Genomic DNA, 15,986 nt, shown 5'->3' on the forward strand with positions numbered 1-15,986 from the left:
AATCCGGGGCATGACCGCTGACGGGGACGACGTGCCGCGGCTCGCGCTCGGCCTGCCGGTGGCGCGCCAGGTGTACGGGCCGGGCGAGCACGCCCAGATCCTGGACCTGGCCCGCGCCGCCGACGAGGCCGGGATCGACACGCTGGTGGCGACCGACCATGTCGTGATGGGGGAGCGGTTCGACCGCTACCCGTTCGGGCCGTTCCGGTTCTCCTACGGCGACCCGTGGCTCGAACCCCTGACGACGCTCGCGGTGATCGCCGGAGCGACCCGCAGGGTGCGGATCTCCACCGGCGTCCTGATCGCCGCGCTCCGCCGGGCGCCGCTGCTGGCCAAGACGGCGGCCACCCTGGACGTGCTGTCCGGCGGCCGGCTGGAGCTGGGCGTCGGCACCGGCTGGCAGCCCGAGGAGTACGAGACGATGGGGCTCGACTTCGACCGGCGGGCCCGGCTCCTGGACGACACCGTGGCGGCCTGCCGCGCCCTGTGGACGCCGGGCGCCACCACGTTCGCCTCGGAGACGATCAGCTTCGAGGGGATCTGGTGCGACCCTCAGCCGACCCGTCCCGGCGGCCCCCCGATCCTGTTCGGCGGGCCGCTGACCAAGCGCAACGTGCGCCGGGTCGTCGACCTGGGCGACGGCTGGATTCCGATCATGGGCGAGCCGGCCGAGGGCGTGGCCGCCGGGACCGCCCGCCTGCGCGAGGCGCTCGCCGAGGCCGGCGACCCGGACCGCCCGCTCCGCGTCCGCCACTCGCCGCCGGTCGTCCGGCACAACGGGACCGCCGACCTCGACCGCACCCTGGACGGCGCCGGAGCCCTCCTGGAAGCGGGGGCGACCGAGATCCTGCTCCCGCTCGGCGCGTTCGTCTCCGAGGCCAAGGAGGCGCCGTCCTGGGTGACGGAGCTGGGCCGCCGCTGGGCACGCCTGTGGTGATCCCCGACCCCGCGACGGTCGCGGACCGCCTCGCCCTGCGCGACCTGGTCGAGTCCTACGCCGCCGCGGTCGACGCCAGAGACGCCGATCTGCTCGCGTCCCTCTTCACCCCCGGCGCGCTCCTGGAGGTGCGCCGCAACGATGGCACCGGCAGCCGCTACGAGGGCGCCGCCGCCCTTCCCAGGCTGATCTCCGCCCTGGAGACCAACTACCAGAAGACCTTCCACCTGGTGGGCAACCACCGCGTCACCCTGGACGGCGACCGGGCGGCCGGGGACACCTACTGCCTGGCGCACCACGTGTTCGCCGACGAGGGCGTCCCTTCTACCATGGAGATGCTGGTCCGCTACCTGGACCGCTACGTCCGGGACGACGGCGACTGGCTGATCGACCGCCGCACGGTCACCTACCTGTGGACCCGGGTGACCCCGGTGGACGCCTCCGGCCTCGGCCGATAATTCCGTTGCCCCTCTGAACACCCCGCGGGCACAGTGGTGGAAGCCGATGGGGAATGGTGTAACGGCAGCACACCGCGCTCTGGACGCGGCGATCCAGGTTCGAATCCTGGTTCCTCAGCCCGTCGAGGACCCAAGCCTCCGTAGCTCAGTCGGTAAGAGCGACCGCCTCGTAAGCGGTAGGCCGCCGGTTCGATTCCGGCCGGAGGCTCTCCCATGCCTAGCCGTCAGCGGGCGTCCGGGCGGGCGGAGAGCAGGGCGGCGTCGACCACGTCGGTGAGCCGTTCCCTGCGCCGGTAGGCGGCGCGCTGCCGGTCCGCGCCCGTCCCGCCGTCCAGCAGGGCGCGCAGCCCGGCGACGGCCCGGTCGAGATCGCCCGCGTCCACCAGCGCGGGCCGGACGTGCGCGAGCAGGTCCCAGGCCAGGTCCCGGAAGCTGACGGGACGGCCGGTGTGCACGTCCATCCCCGAGCCGGACAGGCCGTGGCGCGCGGCCAGCCAGTAACAGGCGCGCAGCATCTCCTGCGCCGGGCGGGGCGCGTCCTCCCCGGCCTCCACCGCCGCCAGCGACACCTGCACCAGCGCCCTGGTGAGCGCGGCGAACAGCACCGACTCCTCCGCGGTCAGCGCCACGTCGCCCAGCCTGACCTCGATGGTGGGCAGCCTGGCGGACGGCCGCACGTCCCAGAAGATCGTTCCGGTGTCCATCAGCGCGCCGCAGCCCAGCAGCGTCCCGACCAGCTCCTCGTAGTGCGCGAACGACGCGAAGTAGGGCGGGGGACCGGCGACCGGCCAGCGCGCCCACGCCAGCACCCGCCAGCAGGCGTGGCCGGTGTCGCGGCCCGCCCAGTACGGGGAGTTGGCGGCCAGCGCGAGCAGCGTCGGAAGCCACGGCCGCAGATGGTTGCTGACCTGCACCGCGCGCTCCGGGTCGGGCATCTCGACATGGACGTGGGCGGAGCAGATGCACTGCTCGTCGTCCAGCGCGCGGTAGGTGGCCAGGCTCTCGGCGTACCGCGCGCCCGCGGAGATCGGCGCCGGGAGCAGGTCGCCCAGCACCGGGCTGCCGGTCGCGGCCAGCGCCAGCCCTGCCCCCGCGGCGGCCGAGGCCATCGCCGCCCTCATCCCGCGGATCTGCTCGTCCAGCTTGTCCAGGTCGTCGCACGGCGAGGTCTTGGCCTCGGCCAGGAACGCGATCAGCTCGGTCGAGACCCGCTCGCCCAGCGCGGGCGCGGCCCGCTCGACCACGGCGGCCGAACGGGGGACGACCGTCCGGGAGACGGGATCGACGACGAAGTACTCTTCCTCGACTCCGAATCTGAGGGCCATCCCACCACCTCGAGCTCGGGATGCCGCGGACGGCCGTGCCGGGCGGAGGACCGCCCGCCGCGCGCCGGGCCGGGGCCCGCCTCTCGACGGTACGTGGCGACGGGACGATGCGCACTCCCGGAAAGCCCGGAAGATCCCTAGCCGGAGGGGAAGAGCAGTTTTACCCGCGCGTGCGTAGCGCCGGGGAGTTCACGGCACGACGTGGACCGCGGTCCCGCTCAGCGGCCGTGGCCGAAGAAGTACAGCGACAGCGCGACCGCGTGCGAGATCACCACGACCGCGACGCCGAAGGCGAACAGCGCCCGTGCCGGGGCGTGCTCGAAGTACCGGCCCGGCTTCAGCGGCCCCCGCTCGCGCTGGCGGGCGGCGATCCGCTCCTCCAGCGGAGGACGGTCGAACAGGCCCATCGCTAGGCGCGGGGCTCGTCGACGATGACGTCGCTCATGATGTCGACGGCCCAGGAGATCACCGCGCCGAGCACGACGACCGCCGCGCCTCCCCAGAACATCGGCCAGTTGGGGCCCAGGCACAGCGCGACGCCGCCCACGGTGAAACCGACGAAGATCACGGCCACGGCCGCCCAGGACTTGGGCCGGCCCGCGTGGCTGCCAGTCGACATGCGTTGGTCCTTAATGCTTGCTCAAACGGCTCGGGCCCTGCATGCCGAACCTTAGCAAGCCCTTCCGGCCGCGCCGACCCGGGGTCAGACGAACGCGCCCACGCCGGTGGCGGCACGGCCGACGATCAGGGTGTTGATCTCCCGGGTGCCCTCGTAGGAGTAGATCGCCTCGGCGTCGGCCACGAAGCGGCCGATGTCGTAGTCGAGGAGGATGCCGTTGCCGGCCATCAGCTCGCGGCCCCAGCCGACGGTCTCGCGCATGCGGGTGGCGCAGTACGCCTTGGCCAGCGCGGAGTGCTCGTCCCGGTACTGCCCGGCGTCCTGCAACTGGGCCAGCCGCGCCACCATGCCCAGGCAGGCGGTGGCGTTGCCGAGCATCCTGACCAGCAGGTCCTGCACCATCTGGAACTTGGCGATGGGGCGGCCGAACTGCTCGCGCCCGACGGCGTAGCCGCGGGCGATCTCGTAGGCGGCGAGCATCACGCCGACCGCCTGCCAGGCCACGCCGCTGCGGGTGCGGCGCAGGATCGCGGCGGTGTCGCGGAAGGACCGGGCCCCGGGCAGGCGGTCGGCCTCGGGGACCCGGCAGCCGTCGAGGATCAGGTCCGCGTTCTGCACGGTCCGCAGCGCGATCTTGTTCTCGATCTTGGTGGCGGTCAGCAGGGGGTGTCGCCGCGCAGCACGAAGCCCTTGACCGAGTCGTCGGCCACGTCCCGGGCCCAGACCACCAGCAGGTCGGCGAAGGTGCCGTTGCCGATCCAGCGCTTGGCCCCGTCGATCACCCACTCGTCGCCCTCGCGCCGGGCGGTGGTGCGCAGGCCCAGCGCCACGTCCGAGCCGCCGCCGGGCTCGGTGAGCGCGAACGCGCCGATCTTCTCCATCCGTCCCATCGGCGGCAGCCAGCGCTCCCGCTGCTCCGCCGACCCGCAGGCGGCGATGCTGCCCATCGCCAGCCCGGCGCGCACGCCGTAGAAGGTGCCCATGGACGGGTCCACGCGGGAGATCTCCAGCGCCAGGAACCCGTTGAGCATGCTGCTGGGCGTCTCGCCCGGGCACTCGTCATAGGCCATCCCGGCGATGCCGAGCCCGCCGAACTCCGGGATCAGGTGGAAGGGGAACTCGGCGCGCGCCCAGCAGTCGTTGGCGATCGGCCGGACGCGCGCCTCCAGGAACTCCCTGACCTCCCCCAGGATCTCCCGCTCCCGTTCGCCGAGCAGATCCTGGATCCGGTAGAGGTCACCGGGAGGCACGTCGAGAGTCATGCGCTCCCTGTTCCCGGCGTCCTCGCCGGTAACCGGCCACCCGGTCGCGGGGCGCCGGTACACGCTCGCTTACCATCCAGGGCATGACGGTGCCGCCTGATGAACTCGAACTGGCCGCCGATTTCCCTCCGGCCGACCGTGACCGGTGGCGCGAGATGGTGCGGGGGGTGCTGCGCAAGTCGGGCGCGGCGAGCGACGACACGCCGCTGGAGGAGATCGAGCGGCTGCTGTCCCGCGACTCCTACGACGGCGTTCCGGTGGCGCCCCTCTACACGCGGGACGACGCCGTTCCCGGACGGCCGGGGCTGGCGCCCTACCTGCGCCAGGTGCGTCCCGAGAGTGAGGGCCTCGCGGGATGGGACGTGCGGCAGCGCCACGCCCACCCCGACCCGGCCGTCACCCGCGAGGCGATCCACGCCGACCTGGAGAACGGGGCCACCTCCCTGTGGCTGCACCTGGGAGAGACGGGCGTCCCCGTCGCGGCGCTGACCGAGGTGCTGCGCGGCGTGTACCTCGACCTCGCGCCGGTCGTCCTCGACGCGGGACCGCACACAGGGGAGGCCGCCGAGTCCCTGCTCGCCCTGATCACCGAACGCGGGCACGCTCAGCGCGCCCTCGGCAACCTCGGCGCCGACCCGCTCGGCCTCCAGGCGCGCACCGGCGGCCCCCTGGACGAGCGGGCCATGGACGAGGCGGCGGCGCTGGCCGTCCGCTGCGCACGGGAGTTCCCCGGGCTGCGCGCGATCACCGTGGACGCGACCCCGTACCACGACGCGGGCGGCGGGGACGCCGAAGAGCTGGGCGCGGCCGTCGCGGCAGGGGTCGCCTACCTGCGGGCCCTCACCGCGGCCGGGCTGAGCGTGGACGAGGCGTTCGGGCAGATCGAGTTCCGCCTGGCCGTCAACGCCGGGCAGTTCCCCTCCATCGCCAAGCTGCGCGCCGCCCGCCGCCTGTGGGCGCGGGTCGCCGAGGTCTGCGGGCCCGGCGGCCAGGGAGACCGCACCGCGCGGCTGCACGCGGTGACCTCCTCGGCGATGATGACCCGCCGCGACCCGTGGGTGAACATCCTGCGCACCACCGTGGCCGCCTTCGCCGCCGGGGTGGGCGGCGCGGACGCCGTCACCGTCCAGCCGTTCGACGCCCGGCTCGGGCTGCCCGACGACCTCGCCCGCCGGATCGCCCGCAACACCCAGACGCTGCTGCTGGAGGAGTCCAGCCTGGCGCGGGTCGTGGACCCGGCCGGAGGCTCCTGGTACGCCGAACGGCTCACCGAGGAGACGGCACGGGCCGCCTGGGACCGGTTCACCGAGATCGAGCAGGCCGGCGGACTGGCCGCCGCGCTCGAATCCGGCCTCGTCGCGGAACGGATCGCCGCGACCTGGGAACGCCGCCGCGCCGACCTGGCCCGTCGTCAGGCGCCCCTCACGGGCGTCAGCGAGTACCCGAACCTGGCCGAGACGCTTCCCGAACGCGAACCCGCGCCGCGACCCGGCGCCGGGACGGGCGGCGGGCTCCCCGTCATCCGGTACGCGCAGGACTTCGAGGCCCTGCGCGACCGTTCCGACGCGCACGCGAAGGCGACCGGATCCCGTCCCAAGGTGTACCTGGCCACGCTCGGGCCGATCGCCGCCCACACCGCCCGCTCCTCCTTCGCCGCCAACCTCTTCCAGGCCGGGGGGATCGAGACCGTCGACGGCCCGCCCGAGGGATTCGCCGGCTCGGGAACGACCATCGCCTGCCTGTGCTCCAGCGACGCCCTGTACGAGGAGCAGGCGGCGGACGCCGCCCGCACGCTCAGGCAGGCGGGCGCGATGAAGGTGTGGCTCGCGGGTAAAGGGACCTACGAGGGCGTGGACTCCCGCGTTCACGCGGGCTGTGACGCGGTCGCGGTGCTGGAGACCACCCTCGACGATCTAGGAGTGAAGCGATGATCCCCGACTTCTCCGGGATCGGGCTCGGCGCGGCGGAGCCCGCCGACGAGGCCGCCAAACGGTGGCGCGCCGCGGTCGCCGAGGCCACCGGCCGCGACCCCGACACCCAGACCTGGGACACCCCCGAAGGCATAGCCGTCCGCCCCCTCTACACCGGCGACGACCTGACCGGCCTGGACTTCCTCGACACCCTCCCGGGCATCGCCCCGTACCTGCGCGGCCCCTACCCCGCGATGTACACGACCCAGCCCTGGACGATCCGGCAGTACGCGGGTTTCTCCACGGCCGAGGAGTCCAACGCCTTCTACCGGCGCAACCTCGCGGCCGGGCAGAAGGGCCTGTCGATCGCCTTCGACCTGGCCACCCACCGCGGCTACGATTCCGACCACCCCAGGGTCGCCGGGGACGTCGGCATGGCCGGGGTCGCCATCGACTCGATCTACGACATGCGGCAGCTGTTCGACGGGATCCCCCTCGACCGGATGACCGTGTCGATGACCATGAACGGCGCGGTGCTGCCCGTCCTGGCGCTCTACATCGCCGCGGCCGAGGAGCAGGGGGTGCCGCCCGAGAAGCTCGGCGGGACCATCCAGAACGACATCCTCAAGGAGTTCATGGTCCGCAACACCTACATCTACCCGCCCGGACCGTCGATGCGGATCATCTCCGACATCTTCGCCTACACCTCCCGGCGGATGCCGAAGTACAACTCCATCTCGATCTCCGGCTACCACATCCAGGAGGCGGGGGCCACCGCCGACCTGGAGCTGGCGTACACCCTCGCCGACGGCGTCGAGTACATCCGGGCCGGGCGCGAGGCGGGCCTGGACATCGACGCGTTCGCGCCCCGCCTGTCGTTCTTCTGGGCGATCGGCATGAACTTCTTCATGGAGGTCGCCAAGCTCCGCGCGGCCCGGCTGCTGTGGGCCAAGCTCGTCAAGGGCTTCGAGCCGCGCAACCCCAAGTCGCTGTCGCTGCGCACCCACTCCCAGACCTCCGGCTGGTCCCTCACCGCGCAGGACGTCTACAACAACGTGGTCCGCACCTGCATCGAGGCCATGGCCGCCACGCAGGGCCACACCCAGTCGCTCCACACCAACGCGCTCGACGAGGCCCTGGCCCTGCCCACCGACTTCTCCGCCCGCATCGCCCGCAACACCCAGCTCCTGCTCCAGCAGGAATCCGGGACGACCCGGCCGATCGACCCCTGGGGCGGCAGCGCGTACGTCGAACGCCTCACCTACGACCTGGCCCGCCGCGCCTGGGGCCACATCACCGAGGTCGAACAGGCGGGCGGCATGGCCAAGGCCATCGACGAGGGACTGCCCAAACTCCGCATCGAGGAGGCCGCCGCCCGCACCCAGGCGCGGATCGACTCCGGGCGGCAGCCCGTCATCGGCGTCAACAAGTACCGCCCCGACACCGACGAGAGCATCGACGTCCTCAAGGTCGACAACGCCGCCGTCCGCGCGCAGCAGATCGAGAAGCTGCGGCGGCTGCGCGAGGAACGCGACGAGACCGCGGTCCGCGCCGCCCTGGACGCCCTCACCCGCGCCGCCGAGGCCGCCGAGGCCGGCACCCGGCCCGCCGGCCTGGAGCACAACCTGCTCACGCTGTCCGTGGACGCCGCCCGCGCCAAGGCCACCGTGGGCGAGATCTCCGGCGCGCTGGAACGCGCGTACGGGCGGCACGCCGCGCAGATCCGTACCATCACGGGCGTGTACCGGGAGGAAGCAGGCCAGGTGTCGCTCATCGAGAAGGCCCGCGCCGCCACCGCGGCGTTCGAGGCGGCCGAAGGACGGCGCCCCCGCATCCTCGTCGCCAAGATGGGCCAGGACGGGCACGACCGCGGCCAGAAGGTGATCGCGACCGGCTTCGCCGACCTCGGCTTCGACGTGGACGTCGGCCCGCTGTTCCAGACCCCCGCCGAGGTCGCCCGGCAGGCGGTCGAGGCCGACGTGCACATCGTCGGCGTCAACTCGCTGGCCGCCGGGCACCTCACCCTGGTGCCCGCCCTCCGCGAGGAACTCGCCGCCCTGGGACGCGACGACGTCATGATCGTGGTCGGCGGCGTCATCCCGCCGCAGGACTTCGCCGAACTGCGCGCCGCCGGAGCCTCCGCGATCTTCGGTCCCGGCACCGTCCTCGCCGAGGCCGCCCTCGCGCTCCTCGACGACCTCGCCGCCCGGCTCGGACACGACGGCCCGTGAAACCCGGCCTGGACGACTATGTCAAAGGGGTGCGGGAGGCGTCGCGGGCCTGGATCGCGCGGGCCATCACCCTGGTGGAGTCCACCCGCGCCGACCACCGCGAACTCGCGCAGGCCATGCTGGCCGAGCTGACCCCGCACACCGGCAACGCCCGGCGCGTCGGCATCACCGGCGTGCCCGGCGTGGGCAAATCGACGTTCATCGACGCCCTCGGCACCAACCTCACCGCCGAAGGGCACAAGGTCGCCGTGCTCGCCGTGGACCCCTCGTCCACCCGCACCGGCGGCAGCATCCTCGGCGACAAGACACGGATGCACCGCCTGGCCGCCGACCCCAACGCCTTCATCCGCCCGTCCCCCACGGCCGGCACCCTCGGCGGCGTCGCCAAGGCCACCCGGGAGGCGATGGTCGTCATGGAGGCCGCCGGATACGACGTGGTCCTGGTCGAGACCGTCGGCGTCGGCCAGTCGGAGACGGCGGTCTCCGAAATGGTCGACTCCTTCCTCGTCCTCACCCTCGCCCGCACCGGCGACCAGCTCCAGGGCATCAAGAAGGGCGTCCTGGAACTCGCCGACGTGATCGCCGTCAACAAGGCCGACGGACCCCACGCACAGGAAGCCGAGAAGGCCGCCCGGGAACTCTCCGGCGCCCTCCGCCTCCTGCGCGGCGACGAACGCGCCCACGTCATCCCCGTGCTCACCTGTAGCGCCCGCGACAACGTCCGCCTCGACGAAGTGTGGCGGCACATCGTCCAACACCAGGACCGGCTCGCCGCCACCGGGGAACTCGAAACGCGCAGGCGCAACCAACGGATCGGGTGGACATGGGCGATGGTCCGCGACCGCCTCCTGACCGAACTGCGCGAGCACCCCGCCGTGCGCGAACTCGCCCCATCCCTGGAGGCACGGGTCGCCGACGGCACCCTCACACCCACCCAGGCGGCCGAGCGGATCCTCGCCGCCTTCGGCCGCTGACGTGCCGCGCTGCAGGTCGGCGCGGCACCGTTTGACGGTCGCGGGACGCCCGCGTCCTGTACAAAAGGCGAATGGACATCATCCCGCTCGATGATCCGACCGAGGAGCGGATCGCCCGGTGGCAGGCGGTGCTCACCGCCGTACACGCGGCCGACCCCGCCGGCGACCCGCCCCCGGACGCCGCCGACACCGCGGCGTTCCTGCGCTCCGGCGACCAGCGCCTCTGGACGGCCGACGAGAACGGGGAGACCATCGCCGTCGCCGTGCTGCGGCTGCCCGGCGGCCCGGGCGCCGACCGCCCCGCCGAGATCGACATCCGCGTCCACCCCGCCCACCGCAGGCGCGGCATCGGCACCCGCCTCATGGCCGTCGCCGCCGAAGGGCTCCGCGCCGACGGCCGCACCAGCGTCATCGCCCAAGTCCTGGCCGGCACCCCCGCCGTCCCCTTCCTGGAGTCGCTCGGCTTCTCCTGCGTCCTCACCCTCAACGGCATGCTGCTGCGCCTCGACGACCTCCCGCCCGGCCGCGTCGAAACCCTCGTCAACGCCGGCCCCTCCGCCCCGCCCCCCGGCCCCGGCGGCACCTACCGCCTCGTGCGCTGGCGCGGCGCCGTCCCCGACGAATACGCCGACGCCCTCGCCCACGCCAAACACGCCATGGCCGACCTCGCCGAATACGAGGGCCTCCCATGGAACGCGCGCCGCGTCCGCGAAATGGCCGGGATGGTCGCCAAACGCGGCGACGACCTCTACACCGTCGCCGCCGTCCACGGCCCCGCCGTGGCCGGCTTCACCGAGGTCGTCGTCCCCGCCGACGCACCCCGCCGCGCCGCCCAATACGACACCGCCGTCGTCCCCGAACACCGCGGCCGCCGCCTCGGCATCTGGGTGAAGGCCGCCATGCTCCAATGGCTCGCCGGCGAACGCCCCGAAGTCCGCGAGATCGAAACCGACATCGACGGCGACAACAGCCACATGATGGCCGTCAACGAGGAACTGGGCTACCGCCGCCTCCAAGAGTCCCGCGAGTACCTAGGGATGTTCTGATTTTCTTGGCAAGCACGAGCTGCGCTCCTCGCCTGGCGGCTCGTCGCTTGTCGTGCTTGCGGCGATCGCTGCATCGCTTCGACTCGCCCTAGGGGGCTCGCTTCGCGATCAGGGTCTCGCTGGCGCTCGTCCCTGCCTTCGGTCGCGATCGCGGCGCTTGGGCGCCGTTCGGGGTTGGGGTTGGGGGTTGGGGTGGGTGCGAGTGTGTTTATTGGCGGTGCCTGCGGCGTCGGGCGCTGGGCGCCCTCCTTCTCCGGCATCGCGTGCGATCGCTGGATCGCTTCGACTCGCCCTAGGGGGCTCGCTTCGCGATCAGGGTCTCGCTGGCGCTCGTCCCTGCCTTCGGTCGCGATCGCGGCGCTTGGGCGCCGTTCGGGGTTGGGTGGCGGGGTGAGGTTGTTGCCGGGTGTTTGATGGTGGTGTGGGTGGTGGCTTGGTTTGGGCTGTCCGGGGGTTCGGGGCTGTGTTGGGGGTGGGGGCGGGGGAAAATGCGTTGCTGTTCGTTGTGGAGATCGGCACTCTGAGGGGGCCCCTGGAAAAGGTCGGGGGGACGGAATTGGCGGACCATTCCCGTGCCGTTCAATGGTGGTGCGCGTGTTGTTAATGCGGATCGCCGGTGGTGGGGTGGAGCGCAGGCGGGTGAGGAGGTGACCGGTGAATGTGCTCGTGCTGAACGCGTCCTATGAGCCGCTTCAGAACGTGGACCTGCGGCACGCCATCCGCATGCTGGTGCGTGAGGTGGCCGTCGTGGAAGAGGCGGAGGAGGGCCGGACGATCGGGCCCTTTCCCGTACCGCGGGTGCTGAGGCTCATCCGGTACGTGGCCATGCGGTGGCGGCACGGGCGGCGGCCGCCCTGGAGCAAGCGCGGCGTCTACCTGCGTGATCGTGGCCTGTGCGGCTACTGCGGCAAGCGCGGCCACACCATCGACCACGTACTGCCCCAGTCCCGCGGCGGCGGCGACACCTGGGAGAACACCGTGCTGGCGTGCGGCCGGTGCAACAACCGCAAGGGGAACCGGACGCCGAGCGAGGCCGGGATGGTGCTGCGCGCGCGCCTGCGCGTCCCCCGCTGGGACGAACTCGTGCCGAGGTCGGCGTGATCTGCGTGTGATCTGGCGCGGGCGGGGGTCGCGTGGATTCATACGGGGCCGGATCGACGGGGGCGATCCGGCCCCTTCGCGTGCGATAGGACCGCCGTCCGGTAGTGTCTCTGTAACGCTATGTGTTGGGGGGAGGATCTGAGACCTAATTGACCCCTGTGATAGCGTGCCGCCAATCTTCTGGATGATTCTGAGGAGAGAGCAGTGGCGGCCCTGGACCCTGATGGCACGAAACGGAGCCCGCTGCGTGCGCGGACGGTCCGGCGCGGCGTGGCGGTCGCCGTCCTGGCGGCCTGCTCGGTGCTGCTGTCGCCGTCATCGGGCGGCGCGGCAGGCGTGCGGGCGGCGCCCGACCCCGCCAAGCAGCTGGCGCAGCTGGAGAAGCGCGCCGCGAAGCTGGCCAAGGAGTACCGCGGCGAGCTGATCACCTTCGAGGAGGCGAAGCGCGCCGCCAAGCGCGCCGGCGCCGACGCCGAGCGGCTCAACCGCGAGTTCGAGGCGGTCCGCGCCGACGCCGGGCGGATCGCCGCCTCCACGTACATGACCGGCCGGATCGACACCACCATGATGATCTCGGCGGACGATCCGCGCGCGGCGGTACGGGACGCGGCGTTCCTGGAGCACCTGTCCCGCAACAACGGGCGCCGCATCCAGAACCTGGGGAAGCTGGCCGCGCAGGCCGCGAAGTCGCAGAAGGACGCCCGCGCCAAGGTCGACCGGGTGCGCAAGGAGGTCGAGGACCTGGAGAGCCAGCGGGACCGGGTGCGCAAGCAGCTGGCCAAGCTGCGTCCCGAGGTCCCCTCGTCCGGGGGCGGCTCCGCCGGGAGCCCCGACGGGGTCAGCGGCACCAAGTCGCCCATCACCGGCAACTCGATGACGGCCCGGATGCGCACCGTGCTCCAGGCCGTCGACGGCAGGTTCGGCCCGTTCCCCGCCATCGGATGCATGCGTCCCGGCGACCCGCAGGACCACGGCTCCGGCCAGGCGTGCGACTTCATGGAGAGCACCGGCGGCAAGATGCCCAGCGCGTCCGCGCAGGCGCACGGCGACGCCGTCGCCCAGTACGTGATCGACAACGCGTCCCGGTTCGGGATCAAGTACGTCATCTGGAAGCAGCGCATCTGGGACACGCGCACCAGCGGCGGCTGGCGGGCCATGGAGGACCGTGGCTCCATCACCCAGAACCACTTCGACCACGTCCACGTGTCCGTGCTGTGACGCCGGGCGATGGCCTATGACATCGAGGAACCCTACGGGCCGCTGATCGGGACGACCCTGCGCTTCGCGTCCTGGAACGTGTGGGGGCGGCACGGGCCGTGGCGGGAGCGTGAACGCGGCATCGTCGAGGTGCTCACCGCGGCCGCCCCCGACCTCGCGGTGCTCGTGGAGGCGTGGGGGGACGCACCGGAGTCGCTGGGCGGCGCGCTGGATCTGCCGCACCACGCGTTCGCCGGGTCGCCCGAGTCCGGGATCGCGATCCTGTCGCGCTGGCCGCTGACCGGGATCGAGCACAGGGACCTCGGCGCCCCGGGACGCCAGGCCGGGGACCAGGGGTTGACGCTGTTCGCCCGGGCGTCGGGCCCGCGCGGGCCGGTGCAGGCGATCGGCGCCGTCCTCGGGTGGAAGCTCGGCCACAGCCACCGGCGGCAGGAGCAGGTACGCGACCTGGGCGCCTTCGTACGCGAGAAGGCGGACAGGGACGCGCCGGTCGTGGTGGGCGGCGACTTCAACGCCGACCCGGACAGCGACGAGATCCGCATGCACACCGGGCGCGCGGCGGTCACCGCGCCCGGCGTGGTGTTCTACGACGCCTGGGAGGTGGCCGGGGACGGGACGCCCGGCGCCACCTGGTCGCGGGACAACCCCTGGACCCGTCCGGTCCTGTGGCCCGACCGCAGGATCGACTACATCTTCTCCGCCTGGCCGAGGCCGGGCGGCGCGGGCCATCCGGTGCGCTGTGCACTGCTCGGCACCGAGCCGGTCGGCGGCGTCGTCCCCTCCGACCATTACGGGGTGCTCGCCGACCTCCGCTACTGAGCCGCGGCCTCGATGACCTCCAGCCCGGCGATGGCGTCGGCGAGGTCCACCGGGGGAGGCGCCTCGCCGCGCAGCGTGCGGGCGACCGCCGCGTAGAACTCCTGGTACGCGCCGGGCTCGGTGGGTTCGGGACGGCCGGCGGTGGGCGTGCCCACGCGCCCGTACGTCTCGGGCGGAAACCGTCCCCACCCGGCGTCCTTGGGCGTCCGCCCCTCCCGCAGCGCCTGCTCCTGCACGTCCATCCCGGACACGGTGTACGCGGCGCTGGAACCGAGGACCCGGAAACGCGGCCCGAACTGCGCGGCGGTCGCGCTCATCCACAGATGGGAGCGGACGTCCCCGTCATGGGTGAGGGCGAGGAACACATCGTCCGGCACGGCCGCCCCGGGCCGCCGCGTGCCGATCTCCGCGTACACCCGGTGCGGGCGGCCGAACAGCGTGATGGCCTGGTCGATCAGGTGGGTGCCGAGGTCGAACAGGATGCCGCCCGCGTCGAGGGGGTCCGTGCTCTCCTTCCACCCGGGCCGCACCTCGGGCCGCCAGCGCTCGAACCGCGACTCGAACCGCAGCACCGTCCCGAGCGCGCCGCCCTCGACGAGACGCCGCACCGTGCGGAAGTCGCCGTCCCAGCGCCGGTTGTGGAACGGGATCACCGGCAGCCCGCGCACGGCGGCGAGCGCGGCCAGCGACCGGGCCTCGTCGGCGGACGCCGCGACCGGCTTGTCCAGGACGACCGGCAGCCCCGAGGTCAGCGCCGTGCGCGCCAGCGGAACGTGATGCCGGTTGGGCGCGGTGATCACCACGAGGTCGTAGTCCTCGGGGGTCTCCCAGAGCCTGTCGGCGCTGTCGAGCACCCGCGTCCCGGGGTACCGCCCCCGGGCCGCCTCCGCCCGCTCGGGATTCCCGGTGACCACCGCCTCAAGGCGCAGGCCCGGAACGGAAGCGATCAGGGGCGCGTGGAAGACCGCACCCCCGGTGCCGAACCCGACAAGCGCCACCCGTGCCGCCATGCTTTGATCATTCCCTACGCGGGCAGGTGAACCCAAACGGCGGCGCCACCGGGCCCCGCCTGTCCGGATTCCTTCAGGCCGGCCGGCCGGTCCAGCCGGCGAGAAGCCTCAGCGCGGTCTCCGACGGCGAGCCGGGTTCGGCCGTATAGACGCACAGGGTCTGGTCGGGGTCGCCGGGAAGCGCCAGGCATTCGTAATCGACGGTCACGTCACCGACCAGCGGGTGGTGATAGCGCTTGGTTCCGTGGTTGCGTTCGGCGACGTCATGTTCGGCCCACCAGCGACGGAATTCCTCGCTTTTGACGGCGAGTTCACCGACGAGTTCCGCCAGTAGCGGATCATCGGGATGGCGGCCGGCGTCCAGCCGCAGGACACGGACGTTCTCCCGGGCCACCTTCTCCCAATCCGTATAAAGCTCGCGAGTCGGCTCGTGCAGGAATGTGAAACGCAGCATGTTGCGATCGCGCGGGGGCAGCGCCTCGAAGTCGATCAGCAACGCCGCCGCGAGGCGGTTGATGGCCAGTACGTCCATGCGCCGGCCGAACACGAATGCGGGAACGTGCGGTCCAAGCGTCTCCAGCAACCGCCGGACGCCCGGGCGGACGCGTTGCACGCGAGGGGGCGGCTTCTTGCGGGATCGGCGCGTCCGCGTGGCGATCTGCACCAGATAGGCGCGCTCGGTCTCGTCCAATCGCAGCGCACGGGCGACCGCGTCGAGGAGCTCGGCGGAAGGATGCGGCGCGCGGCCCTGCTCCAGCCGGCTGTAGTAGTCGACGCTGACTCCGGCCAGGCGCGCGACCTCCTCGCGCCTCAATCCGGGAACCCTCCGCACGCCGACCGGCTCCGGTGGTTCGAGCCGGGCACGCCGGCTCCGCAAGAACTCCCTCAGTTCCTCATTCGGCTGCACCAATTCATTATGCGCGCTCGTGCGGCCTGCTCGGTTCTTCGAGGGTGGTTCCGCTGGACCCAGGTTGGCCCAACCTTGGTCGAGGCGGGCTTGTCCCGTGACCCATCCCGGGCACGCGGGGTAGTTGTATTGGTCATGACGAACGGCGTAAATCCGAACGATGAGAGGA

At 72.5% G+C, this 15,986-nt stretch carries 16 protein-coding genes and 2 tRNA genes; 11 read left to right on the forward strand and 7 right to left on the reverse strand.

The window, feature by feature from the left end:
• Positions 1–10 precede the first annotated feature (10 nt).
• The 4 genes from ACGWYJ_RS23845 (at position 11) to ACGWYJ_RS23860 (ending at position 1,603) form a co-directional block, all read left to right on the forward strand.
• Positions 11–937 carry a TIGR03619 family F420-dependent LLM class oxidoreductase gene (locus ACGWYJ_RS23845; protein ID WP_395108527.1) on the forward strand — a complete coding sequence of 309 codons (927 nt, stop codon included), beginning with the start codon at positions 11–13 and terminating at the stop codon, positions 935–937.
• A complete protein-coding gene (locus ACGWYJ_RS23850; protein ID WP_395108529.1) occupies positions 934–1,395 on the forward strand; it encodes a nuclear transport factor 2 family protein in 462 nt (153 codons plus the stop codon). The genes ACGWYJ_RS23845 and ACGWYJ_RS23850 overlap by 4 nt, the downstream gene beginning before the upstream one ends.
• A 47-nt stretch (positions 1,396–1,442) precedes the next feature.
• A tRNA-Gln gene (locus tag ACGWYJ_RS23855) sits at positions 1,443–1,513 on the forward strand.
• A gap of 16 nt (positions 1,514–1,529) precedes the next feature.
• Positions 1,530–1,603 (forward strand) — tRNA-Thr (locus ACGWYJ_RS23860).
• 16 nt (positions 1,604–1,619) lie between these two features.
• Here ACGWYJ_RS23860 and ACGWYJ_RS23865 read toward each other — a convergent pair.
• The 5 genes from ACGWYJ_RS23865 to ACGWYJ_RS23885 form a co-directional block, all read right to left on the reverse strand.
• Entirely contained in the window at positions 1,620–2,720 is a 1,101-nt protein-coding gene (locus ACGWYJ_RS23865; RefSeq protein ID WP_395108530.1) for a glutamate--cysteine ligase, read from the reverse strand.
• 218 nt (positions 2,721–2,938) lie between these two features.
• Complete coding sequence (locus ACGWYJ_RS23870) at positions 2,939–3,127, reverse strand: hypothetical protein (protein WP_285693517.1); 189 nt, start codon at positions 3,125–3,127, stop codon at positions 2,939–2,941.
• Positions 3,128–3,129: 2 nt separating this feature from the next.
• Complete coding sequence (locus tag ACGWYJ_RS23875; protein ID WP_285693519.1) at positions 3,130–3,339, reverse strand: HGxxPAAW family protein; 210 nt, start codon at positions 3,337–3,339, stop codon at positions 3,130–3,132.
• An 84-nt stretch (positions 3,340–3,423) separates the two neighbouring features.
• Positions 3,424–3,957, reverse strand: coding sequence for an acyl-CoA dehydrogenase family protein (locus ACGWYJ_RS23880; RefSeq protein WP_395108532.1), 534 nt, complete (start codon positions 3,955–3,957; stop codon positions 3,424–3,426).
• 38 nt (positions 3,958–3,995) lie between these two features.
• Positions 3,996–4,601, reverse strand: coding sequence for an acyl-CoA dehydrogenase family protein (locus tag ACGWYJ_RS23885; protein WP_395108534.1), 606 nt, complete (start codon positions 4,599–4,601; stop codon positions 3,996–3,998).
• Positions 4,602–4,684: 83 nt separating this feature from the next.
• Here ACGWYJ_RS23885 and ACGWYJ_RS23890 point away from each other — a divergent pair, with 83 nt between their 5' ends.
• From ACGWYJ_RS23890 to ACGWYJ_RS23920, 7 genes are all read left to right on the forward strand, one after another.
• The gene (locus ACGWYJ_RS23890; protein ID WP_395108535.1) at positions 4,685–6,532 is read left to right on the forward strand and encodes a methylmalonyl-CoA mutase family protein; all 1,848 of its coding nucleotides are present in this window, start codon (positions 4,685–4,687) and stop codon (positions 6,530–6,532) included.
• A complete protein-coding gene (gene scpA, locus ACGWYJ_RS23895; protein WP_395108537.1) occupies positions 6,529–8,742 on the forward strand; it encodes a methylmalonyl-CoA mutase in 2,214 nt (737 codons plus the stop codon). Before ACGWYJ_RS23890 ends, scpA begins: the two co-directional genes overlap by 4 nt.
• Complete coding sequence (gene meaB / locus ACGWYJ_RS23900; protein ID WP_395108538.1) at positions 8,739–9,716, forward strand: methylmalonyl Co-A mutase-associated GTPase MeaB; 978 nt, start codon at positions 8,739–8,741, stop codon at positions 9,714–9,716. The genes scpA and meaB overlap by 4 nt, the downstream gene beginning before the upstream one ends.
• A gap of 71 nt (positions 9,717–9,787) precedes the next feature.
• The gene (locus ACGWYJ_RS23905) at positions 9,788–10,762 is read left to right on the forward strand and encodes a GNAT family N-acetyltransferase (protein WP_395108540.1); all 975 of its coding nucleotides are present in this window, start codon (positions 9,788–9,790) and stop codon (positions 10,760–10,762) included.
• Between the two features lie 654 nt (positions 10,763–11,416).
• Positions 11,417–11,863 (forward strand): HNH endonuclease, encoded by a 447-nt coding sequence (locus ACGWYJ_RS23910; protein ID WP_395108541.1) that lies wholly within the window; start codon positions 11,417–11,419, stop codon positions 11,861–11,863.
• Between the two features lie 204 nt (positions 11,864–12,067).
• Positions 12,068–13,081: a hypothetical protein gene (locus ACGWYJ_RS23915; protein ID WP_395108543.1), complete on the forward strand. Its 1,014-nt coding sequence runs from the start codon at positions 12,068–12,070 to the stop codon at positions 13,079–13,081.
• A gap of 9 nt (positions 13,082–13,090) precedes the next feature.
• Entirely contained in the window at positions 13,091–13,900 is an 810-nt protein-coding gene (locus tag ACGWYJ_RS23920) for an endonuclease/exonuclease/phosphatase family protein (protein ID WP_395108545.1), read from the forward strand.
• Here ACGWYJ_RS23920 and ACGWYJ_RS23925 read toward each other — a convergent pair.
• Together ACGWYJ_RS23925 and ACGWYJ_RS23930 are read right to left on the reverse strand one after the other, a co-directional pair.
• Positions 13,894–14,910, reverse strand: coding sequence for a Gfo/Idh/MocA family oxidoreductase (locus ACGWYJ_RS23925; RefSeq protein ID WP_395108546.1), 1,017 nt, complete (start codon positions 14,908–14,910; stop codon positions 13,894–13,896). The two genes, ACGWYJ_RS23920 and ACGWYJ_RS23925, sit on opposite strands and share 7 nt — an antisense overlap.
• A gap of 73 nt (positions 14,911–14,983) precedes the next feature.
• On the reverse strand, positions 14,984–15,817 hold the full coding sequence (locus ACGWYJ_RS23930; RefSeq protein ID WP_395108548.1) for a helix-turn-helix transcriptional regulator: 834 nt from the start codon (positions 15,815–15,817) through the stop codon (positions 14,984–14,986).
• Positions 15,818–15,986: the final 169 nt, after the last annotated feature.

The sequence above is a fragment of the Actinomadura sp. SCN-SB genome (assembly GCF_043906805.1).
Taxonomy (GTDB): Bacteria; Actinomycetota; Actinomycetes; order Streptosporangiales; family Streptosporangiaceae; genus Spirillospora.